Origin of the sequence: Glycomyces sp. NPDC046736 (assembly GCF_040645615.1) — a bacterium.
In the GTDB taxonomy this organism is placed as follows: Bacteria; Actinomycetota; Actinomycetes; order Mycobacteriales; family Micromonosporaceae; genus Glycomyces.
Genome location: NZ_JBEYYO010000005.1, coordinates 12,779 through 27,662, shown reverse-complemented (window position 1 = coordinate 27,662; position 14,884 = coordinate 12,779). Strand labels below are relative to the sequence as shown.

Below are 14,884 nucleotides of genomic sequence, written 5' to 3'. Positions count from 1 at the left end.
AACCGCAGGCAGACCGCCTCGCGGTAGTGTGCGTCCATCCTATGGTCCGCTTCTGCGAGCGGCAAGTCCTCCTAAATGACCTGAAGATCTCGAACCGGTAACGTGAGGTCGGTTAAAGGTGCGTGACGCCTCGCCCGTCGCGCTTGCACCAGCCCTTCGAGTACGGCACCATTCAGGGCGTGCCAGAACTGACCGCCTCCTCGCTGATGGAGCACCACCGAGCCGCCTCGACCCTGCTGAGCCTCCTCGAAGGCAACGGCCGATTCGTGGCCGGAGAGCCCCGCTACAAGCGCGACATCGTCGCCGCCCGCGACGCGGCCCCCGACCAGACCCCCAGCGCCGTGGTCTTCACCTGCATCGACTCGCGCGTCACCGCCGAGAGCGTCTTCGACTGCGACTTCGGCCAGCTCCTGGTGGTGCGCACCGCCGGGCACGTGCCCGACCGCGCCGCCGTCGGCTCCCTGGAGTTCGCCGCCGCAGAACTGGGCGTCTCCCTGGTGGTCGTGCTCGGCCACGAAAGGTGCGGCGCGATCAACGCCGCCCTCAACGCCGTCGAGGCCGACACCCACGACCCGCGCTCGGGCTACCTCGTCGAACAGCTCTGGCAGCCCGCGTCCCAGGCCATCGAGGAATCCGCCGAAGGCGAGGACGCCGCCCCCAAGGCCCTGCGCCTCCAGGTGCGCCGCACCGTGGCCGACCTCAGCCGCCGCGAGCACCTCGACGGCGTCCTGGTCGTCGGCGCGGTCTACGACCTCGACACCGGCCAGGTCACCCTCGTCGACGAGGACTGAACGGGACGAGGCCGAGACGCCGCGCCCGGCTGCTGCGAGAATCGGGACATGAGCGATCAACCCTTGACCGAGGCCGAGATCGAACTGGCCCTCTCCGAACTCCCGGGCTGGAGCCACGTCGGCAACCACCTCGAAGCCACCTGGACCTTCGACGGGCACCTCCACGCGCTGGCCGCCGCCACCGCGGTGGGCCTGCTCAACGAGCGCCGCAACCACCACGCCGACCTGGCGATCAACTACGACAAGCTCCGCGTCACCACCACCACCCACTCGGCCGGGCACCAGGTCTCCGCCAAGGACACCGACCTCGCGCGGGCGATCTCCGACCTCCTGGACTGAACCGAACCGGCAGGGCCGCGCCGTCTCGGCGCGGCCCTGACGCTCGCCTGGAAGTGACTGCTGCGCAAGGTGATGCGCCAGCGCGCCCAATGTGTACCACCTGCGAGAACGGGGAACACCCAACGTCCTCATGTCTGTCATGATGGACATCAGTACAGGTGGGAGCACGTCATGGACACGTTCGACGCCCGCGCCACAGGCGCCGCCAAGCGCACGACCCTCACCCGGCTCGCCCGCGCCCGCCGCCGCGGCGAGATCGACACCGAGGAGTACCGCCTCCGCCGCCAACTCGCCCGCCGGGCCGAGACCGTGGCCGAGCTCCAAGCGCTCCTCCAAGACGTGGCCGCCGACTACAAGCAGGGCCGCGACCACTGGCGCTACGGCCGCTGGCGCGGGCCCGTGCGCTACGGACGCGAACTGGAGATCCAGCGCTTCGTCGGCGGCGTCCTGGTCGTCGTCGCCCTCATCATCGTGGTGGCCTGCATCTACGCCGGTATCACCCTGGTGGAGCGCTGGCGATAGACCGAAGGAGTGCTGCCGCATCGGCCTCGGCAGCACCCCTCCGGAGTTCAATCAGGCAGTCAACGCCGCCAGCTTGGCCCGCAGGCCGTCGAGCGTCTCGGCGATCCACGGCATCGCCGCCGGCTCGGCCGCGACCAGCGCCGCCAACCGCTCCGAATCGGACTCGCCGTAGATCCCCGGCACCGCCACGCGCAGCGTCAGCGACCGCGGGTCGTCACCGAACGCGCTGCCCGGCAGGACCACGACCCCGAAGTGCTCCAACAGGACCCGCGCCAGATCGGCGCTCGTGGCGATGCCCCACCTCTCGGCCAGCGTCCCGCGCAGCGGCTCGAAGTCCGGCCACACGTAGAACCCGCCCTGCGGGGCCGAGACCTCGCACCCGGCGTTCGCGAAGACCCCGGCCACCGCGCTGGTGACCGAGCCGTGGAGCCGCCGCGAGGCCGCGACGCGTTCGAGCAGCTCCTGCGGGTCCGACCACGCGTAGGCCGCGGCGTGCTGCATCGGCATCGGGGTCGAAGACCACAGCTCGGAGGCGATGTCCCGCACCGCTTCGCGCAGCCGCTCGCCCAGCGGCGAGGCCGGGAACCGGGCCGCCCCGACCCGCCACCCGCCGAGCGCGAAGTTCTTCGACAGCGAAGTGGTCGTCACCGTCCGCTCCGGAGCCCAGGACGCGGGGGAGGGGAACGGCCCGTCGGCGAACACCAGGTCGCGGTAGATCTCGTCGGCCACGATCACCAGGTCGAGCTCGCGGGCGACCTCGCACATGGCCTTGACCGAACGCTCGGACGCCAACCGCCCGGTCGGGTTGTCCGGCAGCGTGACCACCACGATCCGCGGGTCGCGGCCCTGGCGGCGGGCCTGGCGCACCGCGGCCTCCATCGCCTCGGCCTCCGGCACCCCGCCCTCGCCCTCGGGCACGGGGACCCGGATCGGCTCGCGGCCGATGAGCTCGGCCTGGGCCGCGTAGGAGACCCACGCGGGCTTGGGCAGCACCACGTCGCCGCCGGTGGCGTACAGCAGCGAGTACAGCAGCGGCTTGGAGCCGGGGCCGAGGAGCACCTGGGACGGGTCGGTGGGCAGGCCGCGCCGCGTCCAGTACCCCGAGGCCGCCTCACGGGCGGCGTCAATGCCGGCGACCGGGCCGTACGAGGTCCCTGCGGCGGCTTGGGCGAGTCGCTGAGCCAGCAAGGGGTGCACCGGAATCCCGGCTTCACCGAACCCGAGCGCGAGCACCTCCTGCCCGGCGGCGCGGCGCGCGGCGATGGCCTCATTGGCGGCGAGGGTGGCGGAGACGGTCACGGGTGACTCCTCGATGGATAGTCGCTCACTGCGGCCTTCGCCGCCGTGTGACGCCCAGATTGCTCTCCCCGGAGCATTAACGCAAGTATTTCTACCTTTCGCCGAGGATAAGATTTGCTTATGCTCGATGTGCGCCGCCTGCGGCTTCTCTACGAATTCGCCGCCCAGGGATCGATATCCGCCACTGCCGTGGCGACCGGACAGACCGCCTCTGCGGTCTCACAGCAGTTGGCCGCCTTGGAGAAGGAGACCGGCGTGGCACTGCTCGAACGCACCGCCCGCTCGGCCCAACTGACCGACGCGGGCCGCCGCCTCGTCGAGCACACCGCCCACATCCTGGAGGCGATGGACGCGGCCGAGACCGACCTGGCGGCCGAGGCGGGGGAGCCCAGGGGCCGGGTCACCATCACCGCGTTCCCGACCGTGGCCGTGGCGCTGGCGGGCCCGATCGTGCGGCGGCTGCGCCGCTACCCCGAGCTCCAGATGGTCCTGCGCCAGCAGCACACGGTCCCCGAGTCGCTGGCGCGGGTGCGGTCGGGCGAGATCGACCTGGCCCTGATCGACGACTGGTCGGGCCAGCGCCGCCCCCAGACCTCGGGCCCGCTGACGTTCCACCACTTGGTGAACGACCCGCTCGTCGCCGCCCTCCACACGCGGCACCCGCTGGCCGAGAAATCGGTCCTGTCGGCCCACGAGCTGGCGGGCGAGTCGTGGATCGCCTCCCCGAGCGGCGAACCGTCGAGGGCGGCGCTCGATCGACTGTGGCGCACGGAGGGCATCAGCGCCCCGGTCTCGGAGTTCGAAGGCCTGGACACGATCCTGACGCTGGTGGCGAAGGGCCTGGGCATCACGGTCGCCCCCTGGATGGCGGCGGCCGAGAGGCGGGATGTGGCGGTCCGCCGCATCGCCGAGCCTTTGCCGGGCCGGGACGTCTACGTGGTCCACCGAACGGCCTCGACCGGCCGCCCGGCGGTGATGACCGTCCTCCAGGCGCTGCATCAGGCGGCGAAGAAACTGATCGAGGCCTCGGAGCGGTTCTAAGGCGAAGCGGACGAGCGACGCGGCCGCCGGGGCGCGCGGGCGAGAGCGGCGGCGAGCGCAGGCTCGGGACGGCTCGTCGACGCACGCCGAGCGGCGGGTCGGGGGCGACCGGCGGTCACCGGTCGCGGGCCCCGCGGCGCATGTCCGCGCGCAACGGGAAGACTCATCGCCGCCACGCCGCCACGCCGCCACGCCGCCTGGGGTCAGCGCAGGTGCGAGGGCGGGTACGGCGATTCGTCGTCGTCCCATGTCTCGTTCTTCTCCTCTGCGGGCCCCGGGCGCTTCGGTTTCGGGTCCTTCTCCTTCGGCTTGGTCTCCTTCGGGGGCCTGCGCACGAGCGCGGCCGCCATCCAGGTCGTGATCGGGACCGCCGCGATGAGGCCGAGCGTGCCCGCCACGGCCCGGACGATCTCGGTCGCGATCGTCTGGCTCGTGAGCACCTGCTCCAGCGGCCGCCCGGCCGCCGCGATGAGCACCAGGAGCGGGAGCGACGCGCCCGCGTAGGCGAGCACGAGCGTGTTCACCACCGAGGTCAGGTGGTCGCGCCCGACCCGCATGCCGGACTTGAACAGCCGCGCCGGGCCCCACCTCGGGTTGGCCTTCGCGACCTCGTCGACGGTCGCGGCCTGCGAGACGGTCACGTCGTCGATCACGCCGAGCGCGCCGATCAGGATCCCGGCGAGCAGCAGCCCCGACATGTCGATCGGGTACTGGAGCGCGAGGTTGGTGGTGTTCTCGTCGTTGACGCCGTTGAGGCTCGCGATGCTCACCGCCGCCTCGGCCAGCAGCACCGTGATCACCAGCGACGCGAGCGTCCCGAGCACGGCCACCGTGGTGGTGCGGTTCCACCCGTGCGTCAGGTACAGCGAGACCAGCATGATCGCCGAGGCGCCCACGATCGCCACCAGGATCGGCGCGGACCCGTCGAGCACGGCCGGGACCATGAACAGCAGCACCACCGCGAACGTGAAGCCCAGGCCCACCAGGGACCTGACGCCTTTCCAGCGCCCGAACGCCACCACCGCCAGAGCGAACGCGATCACCAGGGCCCACAGCGCGCTCGCGCGGTCGTGGTCGATGAGGTGGAACTGCTGGCCCGACATCGAGCCGGGAGTGTGCATGAGGATCACGTCGTCCCCGGCCGCGACCTCGGGCGCGCCCGGCCCCGAGGGGATGTCGACGATGATCTCCTCGCCGTCGAACTCGCCGCTGGTCAATCGCACCACGACGTCGCCGCACACGGTGGCCTGGAGCTGCTCGTTGAGCTCGGCGTCGATCGGTTCGCACTCGGTCTCGTGGACCGAGAGCACGTGCCCCTTGATCTCCTCGCCGAAGGTCTCGACCTCGGTGTCCTCGACCCCTTGGGGCCACAGGAGCACCATGCCGAGCGCGGTGATCACCGCCGCCGGGATCAGGATCCACAGCGCGGCGCGGGGGACGGCGTCGTTGGCGACGGTGTGACTGTGCTTCAGGGAGTCACTGTGCTTCTCGAAGGCCTCGTTCACGCTCGTGAGCTTACGATCCCGCCCCCGCCCGGGCGCGCAGCAGCGCGCCCCTGGGGGCCGCCGCCGCGTCGAAGTCGACCATTTCGGACGGTCACCGCGCGTCTGCCTGCGGCTCCGCCCTGTTGCGCTCCAGTGCCTACATGTGGTCGCCTCTCATGCGTCCACCGGATCGACCCACCGGACCGCGGAGTAATTGCGCCACAAGTGGAGCAGTGCCGGGTCTCCGTGCACGGACAGGTCGTCGAATGGAAGCCGGTTCCACAGCGCCAGGTACAACAGCTCCACCGGGCCCTCGATGACGCAGTGCGGGGTCTCGACCTCGCTGAACGTCACGAGCGGGCCCGTGTCGGTGGGGTGGATGTACCAGTCGCCGCGTCCCGGCGGCAGATCGGAGGCGTGGATGTGGAGCACTGCCGGTCGCAGCGCCCGCACCCGGCTCGACGGCCTGCCGTGGAAGCCCAGCAGCAGTTCGTCGATGCCGTCGGCAGCGAATTCGGTGCCGACCGGTGAGATCTCGTCGCCGCGCGCCTGCTCGGCGTCGACTCGGTGGATGGTGGTCTCGTGGGCCTGTCTGCGGACCCAGAAGCGGCGCGCCGACTGCGAGGGGAACACCTGCCAGCACTGGAGGTCGTCAGGCGCGTCCTCCAATGTGGTCGAGAGCCTTCGGAGGCCCTCCCGGACCCAGTCGACCAGCAGGTCGTCGTGGGGCAGGGGCCCCACGATCCGCTGCAGGTCGCCTTTCCGAGGGTCCTCGCGCAGCGCCCCGCCCACGATCGCCGCCGCCCAGCGGTGGACGGTCCCGATATGGGTCAAGAGGTCCTTGACGACCCAGCCCGGGCAGGTGGGCACGATTGCGTTGAGCGAGAGTTCCCCACCAGCGACAGCGATCCGCTCCCCTTCGGTGCGCAGCACGTTGATTTGATCGCCGATGTTCATCCCCTGAAGTTTCGCACCTGTGTCGTGAATTACGCAAGTTCGAGGCGTGGACCGATACACAAGCGTTAAACCGGTGTAGCACTGACGAGTCGGGCACGAATCGACTCGCAGAACACTGGCCACTCTGGGTCGATCGCGCGCGCCGGTAGGCTCGATCCGTGCAGCACCGGCTCCTCGTCGTCACCGACTCGACCCGCTGCCCGCGCCCGCTCCCCGAACAGGTCGCGCTCGCCCTTCGCGGCGGTCCCTTCGCGCTCGTGCTGCGCGACAAGCACCTCCAGTGGACCGATCGAGCAGCGCTCGCCGAGGAACTCGGACCGCTCCTGGCCGCCTCGGGCGGTCTGCTCATCGTCTCGGACCCGCCGGTCGCGGTCGAAGCTGCGCATCTGTCGGCGAGCTTCCCGTTTCCCCGGCCGCGCCCGGCGCTGGTGGGCCGATCCGTACACGCGGGCGAGACGCCCGAACCCGACCTCGACTACTGCACCTATTCGCCGGTCTGGCCGACCGCGTCCAAACCCGGCTACGGCCCGGCCCTGGGAACGCGAAAGCTCGCCGCGTTCTGTGCGGCGAGCTCCGTCCCCGTATTCGCGCTCGGCGGCGCCGACCTGCCCGAACGCGCCCGCGCCGCCAGGGAGGCGGGTGCGGCGGGGGTCGCGGTCATGGGCGCGGTGATGCGCGCCGAAGACCCGGAGCGAGCAGTCCGCGCGCTCCAGGCCGCGCTCTAACGTTCCACACCGTGGTCGGCGATGACCTTCGCGTAGAACTTCGCGCTGGACTTGAGGGTCCGCTTCTGGGTCGCGTAGTCGACGTGGACGATGCCGAAGCGCTTGTCGTAGCCGAAGGCCCACTCGAAGTTGTCCATCAGCGACCACGCGGTGTACCCGCGTACGTCGGCGCCCTCCTCGATCGCGTCGTGGACGGCGGCGATGTGCGAGCGCAGGTAGTCGACGCGCTCGACGTCGTCGACCTCGCCGTCCTCGCCCGGGCCGGTCGGGTAGGCCGCGCCGTTCTCGGTGACCATCGTGGGCACGCCGTAGTCCTTGTGGATGCGCACCAGAAGGTCGGTGAGCCCGGTCGGCTCGATCGGCCAGCCCATGTCGGTGACCGGCAGCTCCTCGGGCCTGTAGCCCTCGACGCCCGCCGAACCCGGCTGCACCTGCGACTCCGGCGCGTCCGGGTTGTACCGGAACCAGGCCGGGTTGTAGTAGTTCACGCCGAGCAGGTCGATCCGCTGGTTGATCTGCTCCAGGTCGCCGTCCTGGACGAACGACCAGTCGGTGTGCACCGCGGTGCGCTCGAAGAGCTCGGCGGGGTACTCGCCCTTGAGGATCGGGTCGAAGAACACGCGATTGGCCAGCGTGTCGACGATCCTGACGGCCTCCTCATCGCCGCGGGGCTGGGTCGGGTTGAGCGCGATCGAGACCCGCTCGGCCCCGGCCGCGCGCAGCGCCTGCGTGGCGAGCCCGTGGGCGAGGTTGAGGTGGTGGGCGGCCTTGAGGGCCGCGACCGGCTCGGTGCGCCCGGGGGCGTGGTGGCCGTCGCCGTAGCCGAGGAACGCCGAGCACCACGGCTCGTTGAGCGTCCACCAGGTGTGGACGCGGTCGGCGAGGCGGTCGGCCACGATCGCGGCGTAGTCGCCGAACCGCTCGGCCGTCTCGCGCTCGGGCCAGCCGCCGCGGTCCTCGAAGGACTGCGGGAGGTCCCAGTGGTACAGCGTGGGCATCGGCTTGATCCCGGCCTCGACCAGGAGGTCCACGAGCCGGTCGTAGTAGTCGATCCCGGCGGGGTTGACCGGCCCGGTGCCGTCGGGCTGGATGCGCGGCCACGCCACGGAGAACCGGTAGGTGTCCAGGCCGAGCGAGGCCATGAGCGCCACGTCCTCCTCGGTGCGGTGGTAGTGGTCGCACGCCACCCGGCCGGTCTGGCCCCTCCAGGTCTTGCCCGGCGTCTGCGAGAACGTGTCCCAGATGGAGGGACCCCGTCCGTCCTCGTCAGCAGCTCCTTCGATCTGGTATGAGGCCGTGGCGGTCCCCCAGAGGAAACCCTCGGGGAAGGTCAGCTGCGTCATGTTTGTGGCACCTTTCACGGACGTGAGTCGACTGGATGTGAACAGCGCTTGCCGGGCCCCGGAATGATACGTCATTGGTATCGCTCCCATCGAGCCTGAGTCGACAGATATCGATCCAATTCCAGCCGGTAACGATTCAGCAATGCAGACTTGACATTCAATGTTACTCAGAGCACGATTGCCAGCGTCGCCCCAACGGCGGGTGAGGCAGCCCCCACCAGGGCGAGAACCGATGAGAGCGGTTCCCTGAATGGTCGGGGCAGGGAGGCAGTCGGTCTCGCCGGGCGATCAACACCTGCGAAGAGAGGGAAACCCCGATGAGCAAGACCCGACGAATTTCCTGCCTAGCGGCTGCCGCCGGTGCCATCGCGCTCGCCGCGACGGCCTGCGGCGCTCCCGAGGACGACAGCTCCCGGGGCGAAGTCCCCGAAGAGGCGCAGGACTGCGCCAACTACGAGGAATTCGGTTCCTTCGACGGCGAGACCGTCAACATCCTCGGCTCCATCCGCGACCAAGAGGCCGACGAGATGACCGCCGCGTGGGCCTTCTTCGAAGAGTGCACCGGCGTCAACGTCGAATACGAGGGCACCGGCGAGTTCGAATCCGACATGAAGGTGCGCGTCGACGGCGGCAACGCCCCCGACATCGCGCTCTTCCCGCAGCCGGGCCTCATGTCCTCCTTCACCGCCGACCTGGTCCCGGCCTCCGACGCGGTCACCGCGCTGGCGACCGAGGGCTGGACCGAGGACTGGCTCAACTACGGCACGATCGACGGCACCCTGTACGCGGCGCCCAACTCGTCCAACGCCAAGTCCTTCATCTGGTACTCGCCGACGTTCTTCGCCGAGAACGAGTACGAGGTCCCCACCACCTGGGACGACCTCATCGCGCTGTCGGACACGATCGCGGCCTCCGGCGTCAAGCCGTGGTGCGCGGGCTTCGAGTCCGGCGGGGCCACCGGCTGGCCGGGCACCGACTGGATCGAGGACATCGTGCTCCGCGAGGGCACCGACGTCTACGACCAGTGGGTCGACCACTCGATCCCGTTCAACGACCCGCAGATCGTGGGCGCCTTCGACAAGGCCGGCACGATCTTGCTGAACGAGGACTACGTCCTCAACGGCACCGACACGATCTCCTCGACCGCGTTCCAGGAGGCCGGTTGGCCGGTCGTGGACGGCGAGTGCGCCTTCTACCGCATGGCCTCCTTCTACGGTGCGATGTGGCCTGATGGCACCAACGTGGCCGAGGACGGCGACGTGTTCGCGTTCCAGTTCCCCGAGACCAACGAGGGCGACAACACCATGCTCGTCGGCGGCGAGTTCGTGGCCGCGTTCTCCGACTCCGAGGCCACCGAGGCCACCCGCCAGTACCTCGCCAGCGAGGTCTACCACAACGCCCGACTCCAGACCGGACCGTGGAGCACGGCCCACCAGGGCGTCGACCCGAACAACGCCACCACGCCGATCAACGTGCTCGCCACGCAAATCCTGACCGACCCGACGGTCACCGTCCGCTTCGACGGCTCGGACCTCATGCCCGGTGAGGTCGGCGCCTCCTCGTTCTGGACCGGCATCGTGGAGTGGACCAGCGGGGACAAGAACTCCCAGCAGGTCGCCGACGCCATCGAAGCGTCCTGGCCGCAGTAGACCGCGACCCGTGTAGCTGACGAGAAGCCGAGCGGGGCCCTCGGGCCCCGCTCGGCCCATTGTCCGGACAACTGGAGTCTCTTACGTGGACATCTCCGCACTCATCGACAGGTTCAGCCTGCTGGGCGTAGGACTCGTGGCCTTCGCCGTGATCCTCCTGGGCCTCTACGGGCTGGCCGAACTCGCCTCCCGCCGCGACCGCAGCCGTGCGGTCGCTTTCGTGTTCCTGGCGCCCGCCGTCCTCTTCCTCGCCGTCGGCCTGGTCTACCCGGCCCTGCGCACCATCGCCATGTCGTTCTTCAACAAGGACGGCAGCTCCTTCGTCGGCTTCGACAACTACGTGTGGGCCGTCTCCGACCCCGACGCGCTCCAGACGCTCATCAACACCGCACTGTGGATCGTGGTCGTCCCGGCCGTGTCCACCGGGCTCGGCCTGGTCTACGCCGTCCTCATCGACGGCCGCCGCGGCGAACGGATCTACAAGGCCCTGGTGTTCCTGCCCATGGGCATCTCGTTCGTGGGCGCCTCGATCATCTGGAAGTTCGTCTACCAGTACAAGGGCTCGGGCAACCAGATCGGCCTGCTCAACCAGATCATGGTCTGGTTCGGCGCCGAACCGGTCAACTGGCTCACCTCGTTCCCGGGCAACAACTTCCTGCTCATGGTGGTCCTGGTGTGGATCGAGGTCGGCTTCGCCACGGTCGTCCTGTCGGCCGCGCTCAAGGGCGTGCCGCTGGAGATCGTCGAGGCCGCCCGCATCGACGGCGCCAAGCCCGCCCAGATCTTCTGGAACGTCACCGTCCCCTCGATCCGTTCGGCCGTGGTCGTCGTCGCAGTCACCGTCTTCATCGCCACGCTCAAGCTCTTCGACATCGTGCGCGCGATGACCGGCGGCCACTACAAGACCGACGTGCTCGCCCACAACATGGTCGAGCAGGCCTTCCGCCTCTACAACGACGGACGCGGCGCCACCATGGCCGTCGTGCTGTTCCTGCTCGTCCTCCCCGTCGTCATCTACCAGGTGCGCAACATGCGCCGCCAGGAACTGGAGGCCCGATGAGCATCGACGCGGTAGTCGACCCCGAGGCCCCGGCCCCCGAGCCGGTCGCGCGGATCGGCGAGACCCGTGGCGAGCGCCTGCGCCGGGTCCTGTCGTCCCGCGCCGCCAGCGTCGTCGCGATCGTGATCGCCGCACTGTGGACGATCCCGACCTTCGGACTGTTCGTCTCCTCCTTCCGGACCGACGCGGACATCCGCACCTCCGGCTGGTGGACGGCCTTCGCCGATCCGAACTTCACCCTCGACACCTACAACTACGTCCTGTACTCCGACTCCCAGGGCGGCGGCCTCATCGTCAACCTCGTCAACACGGTGGTCATCACCATCGTGGGCGTGGTCGTCCCGGTCGCGTTCGCCGCCATGGCCGCCTACGCGCTGTCGTGGATCAAGTTCCGCGGCCGCAACCTGCTGTACGTGGGGATCTTCGCCCTCCAGGTGGTGCCCCTCCAGATGGCGCTCATCCCGCTGCTGTCGTTCTTCAGCAAGGGACTCCAGGTCGGCGGCGTCACGATCATGCCCGCCTGGGAGCTGTCCGGGGTCAACACGATCATCCAAGTCTGGATCGCGCACTCGATCTTCGGCCTCCCGCTGGCGATCTTCCTGCTGCACAACTTCATGCGCGAACTGCCCGGCGACGTCATGGAGGCCGCCCGCATCGACGGCGCCAGCCACTCGCAGATCTTCCGCAAGGTCGTCCTGCCCCTGGTGACCCCGGCGCTCGCGTCGATCGGGATCTTCCAGTTCCTGTGGGTCTGGAACGACTTCCTGGTCGGGCGCACCTTCGCGCCCGGCGAGGCCACCAGACCGCTCACCGCCGTCCTCGGCGACATGGCCGGCACCTGGGGCTTCGGCTGGACCCGCCTCCCGGCGGCGGCGTTCATCGCGATCATCGTCCCGCTCCTGGTGTTCCTGCTGCTCCAGCGCTACTTCGTGCGCGGGCTGCTCGCAGGCTCGGTCAAGGGCTGAGGCGACACCAAGCAGGGGAGGGGCCGTTCGGCCCCTCCCCTTCGCCGTGCCTCACTTAGCCTGACGCCACAAGGTCCCGAAGTACGACACGTACAAATCGGCCACCCCCTGGTTCGCGACCCGCAGCACGTTGTCGTCCGCGTGCTTCATCGCGTTCCCGTTCAAGTTGTGCGTCCCGGTCCACACCACCGCCCGATGCGTGCCCCCGAACTGCGCCTCGGCCACGATGAACTTGTTGCGGCTCGAATCGTGCACCCGCACGTTCGACGCCCCAAGCGCCCCTTCGAGCCACCCCGGATTGCTGGTGTCGGCATTGAGCACCACCACCCGCACCGTGCAGCCCAGGCCCTGGATCCGGTCGAGCTCGGAGCGCACCGCGGGCCGGTTGGACTGGAAGTTCGCGTGCCCCACCAGCACCTGGTCGCCCTTGGCGCACCCGGTGATCTCACGCAGCTGCTCGGCGATCGGGTCGGCCCCGCGCGGGAACACCCACGCCCGCGCCAGGTCCCCGGTGGTGCTCTTCTGCTTGTCGCCCCACCCGCTCCAGTCCTGGCTGTTGAGCCGAGACCAGTACGCGGCGTAGAAGTCGTACAGCTTCTTGTCGCCGTGCACCCCGAGCAGGTTGTGCGACTGCGTCGCGTGCGAGGCGGTGAAGCTGAAGCTCGTCACCAGCACCGTGGGCTTGCCGCCTGACTCGATGAGGAAGAACCGGTTGTGGTCGGGCCCCTTCGTAGTCCCGCCCGAGTTCGGCAGGCACCCGCCCTTGCACTGGCTCACCTTCACCCCGGCGGCCTTGAGCTTGCGAATCACCGGATCGTTCCCCGAGGGCTTGTCGCTGCGCTGGCCCACCACGGCCCTGACGTCCACGCCGCGCTTCTGGGCGTCGACCAGCGCCTGCGCGAGCGGCGCGACCGGTTTGTCGAGCGTCCACTGGTACACCGCGGCCCGCACGGTGTCGCCCTTCTTGGTGGCGTCGATCTGCTTCGCGATCTCGACGACGATCGCGTTGTCCTTGCCGCCGTTCGGATTGGTCCTGCACACGGTGTAGGAGCCGGTGCGCGTGCACGCGGCGGCGGCCGCGGCGGGAGGCGGCACCGCCGTCGCCGCCAGGATCGCCAGCATCGCCCCTGCCGCGGCCAGCGCGGGGAACCTCCGTCTCATGCCCTCTCCCCAATCTGTCGTCGATGAATTCATGAAGGTCCCACGCTTTCGGCGACATGGCGGGTGATCCGGCGGCTACCGGACGTTTCGCGTGGTGGGGCGCTCACCGCCTTGTAATTTCCACGAGGGCGAATTGACGCTGTTGTCAGGCGGATTCTGAGAAACGGCGGTCGGATAGCCGACGTTCTCTCAACAATCAATGGATACGACCCCGTAGGAACTCTGCGATCTCCGAGGAGAAGCCCATGAGTGCCAGTGCTGCAGAAGAACTGCCAGAAGAGTTCCGCTTCGAGACCGGCGTGCCCGACGTCGACCACGACGAGCCCCAGGTCCTCGCCGAGCAACAGCCGCGACTGGCCGGGCCGGCCGGCACCGCCTGGCTCCTCGCCGGGATGCTGCTGCTGGTGGCCGTCGGGGTCCTGATGCTCTTGATCTTCGCCTCGGGCGGGAACGCGAATTCGTCGATGATGCTGTGAGCGGCTGCCGCCACTGCCGGGGCCCGCCTGCGCGCCCTGACTCGAGCGGCAGTGAGAAGATTCGCCCGTGGAAACCTGGCGTGGAATTGACGCGACCCCCGAGGACTGGCCCGCCTCCGTCGTGGCCATCGGCGTGTTCGACGGCGTGCACCGCGGCCACGCCGCGCTCGTCCATACGGCCGTCAAGGCCGCCGCCGAGCGCGAGGCCCGCAGCGTGGTCGTCACCTTCGACCCGCACCCGACCGCGGTGGTCGCCCCGCACGCGGTCCCGGCGCAGCTGACCAGCCTGGAGCGGCGCATCGAGCTGCTCGGCTCCCTCGGCGTCGACGGCGTGTGCGTGCTGCCGTTCACCCCCGAGCTCTCCAAACTCACCCCCGACTACTTCGTGCGCCACGTCCTCGTCGGCGGCCTGCACGCCAAAGCCGTGGTGGTGGGGGAGAACTTCCGCTTCGGCCACAAGGCCGCCGGGGACGTCAAGCGCCTGACCGAACTGGGCGAAGAGTTCGGTTTCGAAGTGCTCGGCCAGACCCTCACCGCTGACGACGAAGCGTTCTCGTCGACCCGCGTCCGCGCCCTCATCGCCGCAGGCGACGTGGCCGCCGCCGCCGACGTCCTCGGCCGCGACTTCGGCGTCGAAGGCACCGTCGTCCACGGCGCGGGCCGCGGCGGCTCCTCGCTCGGCTTCCCCACCGCGAACCTCGACGTCCCGCCCGGCAGGGCGATCCCCGCCGACGGCGTCTACGCCGGCTGGCTCCACCGCGACGCCCAGCGCCACCCCGCCGCGATCAGCGTCGGCACCAACCCGACCTTCGAAGGCGACGAGCGCACCGTCGAAGCCCACCTCCTCGACTTCTCCGGCGACCTCTACGGCGAGCGGGTCCGCCTCGACTTCACCGCCCGCCTCAGAGGCCAGGTCGCCTTCGCAGGGATCGAACCGCTCATCGAGCAGATCGAGACCGACGTCGCAGACACCCGCCGGGCTTTGGAGCTGCGCTAACGCCCCTGTACAGTTATCCGAGTTCTGTAACAACCGACCGGTCTGCCCGACACCGCGGATCGGCCGTCACGAAAG

15 protein-coding genes are annotated in these 14,884 nt (G+C 69.6%); 10 read left to right on the top strand and 5 right to left on the bottom strand.

Going from position 1 to position 14,884, the window contains the following annotated elements:
- Window positions 1-179 precede the first annotated feature (179 nt).
- The 3 genes from AB0B28_RS07075 (at window position 180) to AB0B28_RS07065 (ending at window position 1,652) form a co-directional block, all read left to right on the top strand.
- A complete protein-coding gene (locus AB0B28_RS07075) occupies window positions 180-791 on the top strand; it encodes a carbonic anhydrase (RefSeq protein WP_360117868.1) in 612 nt (203 codons plus the stop codon).
- A gap of 48 nt (window positions 792-839) precedes the next feature.
- On the top strand, window positions 840-1,130 hold the full coding sequence (locus AB0B28_RS07070) for a 4a-hydroxytetrahydrobiopterin dehydratase (RefSeq protein ID WP_360117865.1): 291 nt from the start codon (window positions 840-842) through the stop codon (window positions 1,128-1,130).
- A 171-nt stretch (window positions 1,131-1,301) separates the two neighbouring features.
- Entirely contained in the window at window positions 1,302-1,652 is a 351-nt protein-coding gene (locus tag AB0B28_RS07065; protein ID WP_360117862.1) for a hypothetical protein, read from the top strand.
- A 51-nt stretch (window positions 1,653-1,703) separates the two neighbouring features.
- Here AB0B28_RS07065 and AB0B28_RS07060 read toward each other — a convergent pair whose 3' ends face one another.
- Window positions 1,704-2,951 carry a pyridoxal phosphate-dependent aminotransferase gene (locus tag AB0B28_RS07060; RefSeq protein ID WP_360117859.1) on the bottom strand — a complete coding sequence of 416 codons (1,248 nt, stop codon included), beginning with the start codon at window positions 2,949-2,951 and terminating at the stop codon, window positions 1,704-1,706.
- Between the two features lie 120 nt (window positions 2,952-3,071).
- On the opposite strand from AB0B28_RS07060, the gene AB0B28_RS07055 reads away from it, so the two are divergent.
- Window positions 3,072-3,992 (top strand): LysR family transcriptional regulator, encoded by a 921-nt coding sequence (locus AB0B28_RS07055; protein ID WP_360117856.1) that lies wholly within the window; start codon window positions 3,072-3,074, stop codon window positions 3,990-3,992.
- Between the two features lie 203 nt (window positions 3,993-4,195).
- On the opposite strand, the gene AB0B28_RS07050 is transcribed toward AB0B28_RS07055, so the two are convergent.
- Together AB0B28_RS07050 and AB0B28_RS07045 are read right to left on the bottom strand one after the other, a co-directional pair.
- Window positions 4,196-5,497 carry a YibE/F family protein gene (locus AB0B28_RS07050; protein ID WP_360117853.1) on the bottom strand — a complete coding sequence of 434 codons (1,302 nt, stop codon included), beginning with the start codon at window positions 5,495-5,497 and terminating at the stop codon, window positions 4,196-4,198.
- A 153-nt stretch (window positions 5,498-5,650) separates the two neighbouring features.
- Window positions 5,651-6,433, bottom strand: a complete 783-nt coding sequence (locus tag AB0B28_RS07045; RefSeq protein ID WP_360117850.1) for a maleylpyruvate isomerase family mycothiol-dependent enzyme — start codon at window positions 6,431-6,433, stop codon at window positions 5,651-5,653.
- Window positions 6,434-6,591: 158 nt separating this feature from the next.
- On the opposite strand from AB0B28_RS07045, the gene AB0B28_RS07040 reads away from it, so the two are divergent.
- Entirely contained in the window at window positions 6,592-7,158 is a 567-nt protein-coding gene (locus AB0B28_RS07040) for a thiamine phosphate synthase (protein WP_360117847.1), read from the top strand.
- Here the strand turns inward: AB0B28_RS07040 and AB0B28_RS07035 are convergent.
- On the bottom strand, window positions 7,155-8,501 hold the full coding sequence (locus tag AB0B28_RS07035) for a GH1 family beta-glucosidase (RefSeq protein ID WP_360117844.1): 1,347 nt from the start codon (window positions 8,499-8,501) through the stop codon (window positions 7,155-7,157). The genes AB0B28_RS07040 and AB0B28_RS07035 overlap by 4 nt on opposite strands.
- Window positions 8,502-8,818: 317 nt before the next feature.
- Between AB0B28_RS07035 and AB0B28_RS07030 the strand changes: the two genes are divergently transcribed.
- The 3 genes from AB0B28_RS07030 to AB0B28_RS07020 all read left to right on the top strand — a co-directional run bounded on the left by AB0B28_RS07030 (window position 8,819) and on the right by AB0B28_RS07020 (window position 12,175).
- On the top strand, window positions 8,819-10,150 hold the full coding sequence (locus AB0B28_RS07030) for an ABC transporter substrate-binding protein (protein ID WP_360117841.1): 1,332 nt from the start codon (window positions 8,819-8,821) through the stop codon (window positions 10,148-10,150).
- Window positions 10,151-10,235: 85 nt separating this feature from the next.
- The gene (locus AB0B28_RS07025; RefSeq protein WP_360117838.1) at window positions 10,236-11,210 is read left to right on the top strand and encodes a sugar ABC transporter permease; all 975 of its coding nucleotides are present in this window, start codon (window positions 10,236-10,238) and stop codon (window positions 11,208-11,210) included.
- Window positions 11,207-12,175, top strand: coding sequence for a carbohydrate ABC transporter permease (locus tag AB0B28_RS07020; RefSeq protein ID WP_360117835.1), 969 nt, complete (start codon window positions 11,207-11,209; stop codon window positions 12,173-12,175). The genes AB0B28_RS07025 and AB0B28_RS07020 overlap by 4 nt, the downstream gene beginning before the upstream one ends.
- A gap of 51 nt (window positions 12,176-12,226) precedes the next feature.
- On the opposite strand, the gene AB0B28_RS07015 is transcribed toward AB0B28_RS07020, so the two are convergent.
- Complete coding sequence (locus AB0B28_RS07015) at window positions 12,227-13,336, bottom strand: phospholipase D-like domain-containing protein (RefSeq protein ID WP_360117833.1); 1,110 nt, start codon at window positions 13,334-13,336, stop codon at window positions 12,227-12,229.
- Window positions 13,337-13,581: 245 nt separating this feature from the next.
- Between AB0B28_RS07015 and AB0B28_RS07010 the strand changes: the two genes are divergently transcribed.
- Both AB0B28_RS07010 and AB0B28_RS07005 read left to right on the top strand, forming a co-directional pair.
- Entirely contained in the window at window positions 13,582-13,812 is a 231-nt protein-coding gene (locus AB0B28_RS07010; protein WP_360117830.1) for a hypothetical protein, read from the top strand.
- A 67-nt stretch (window positions 13,813-13,879) separates the two neighbouring features.
- Window positions 13,880-14,809 carry a bifunctional riboflavin kinase/FAD synthetase gene (locus AB0B28_RS07005; protein ID WP_360117827.1) on the top strand — a complete coding sequence of 310 codons (930 nt, stop codon included), beginning with the start codon at window positions 13,880-13,882 and terminating at the stop codon, window positions 14,807-14,809.
- The last annotated feature ends 75 nt before the right edge of the window (window positions 14,810-14,884 follow it).

Bases quoted from the DNA above. Each gene is read 5' to 3' on its own strand.
- AB0B28_RS07065 (WP_360117862.1), top strand. From the start codon at position 1,302: ATGGACACGTTCGACGCCCGCGCCACAGGCGCCGCCAAGCGCACGACC.
- AB0B28_RS07055 (WP_360117856.1), top strand. From the start codon at position 3,072: ATGCTCGATGTGCGCCGCCTGCGGCTTCTCTACGAATTCGCCGCCCAG.
- AB0B28_RS07045 (WP_360117850.1), bottom strand. From the start codon at position 6,433: ATGAACATCGGCGATCAAATCAACGTGCTGCGCACCGAAGGGGAGCGG.
- AB0B28_RS07070 (WP_360117865.1), top strand. From the start codon at position 840: ATGAGCGATCAACCCTTGACCGAGGCCGAGATCGAACTGGCCCTCTCC.
- AB0B28_RS07015 (WP_360117833.1), bottom strand. From the start codon at position 13,336: ATGAGACGGAGGTTCCCCGCGCTGGCCGCGGCAGGGGCGATGCTGGCG.
- AB0B28_RS07035 (WP_360117844.1), bottom strand. From the start codon at position 8,501: ATGACGCAGCTGACCTTCCCCGAGGGTTTCCTCTGGGGGACCGCCACG.
- AB0B28_RS07020 (WP_360117835.1), top strand. From the start codon at position 11,207: ATGAGCATCGACGCGGTAGTCGACCCCGAGGCCCCGGCCCCCGAGCCG.
- AB0B28_RS07030 (WP_360117841.1), top strand. From the start codon at position 8,819: ATGAGCAAGACCCGACGAATTTCCTGCCTAGCGGCTGCCGCCGGTGCC.
- AB0B28_RS07010 (WP_360117830.1), top strand. From the start codon at position 13,582: ATGAGTGCCAGTGCTGCAGAAGAACTGCCAGAAGAGTTCCGCTTCGAG.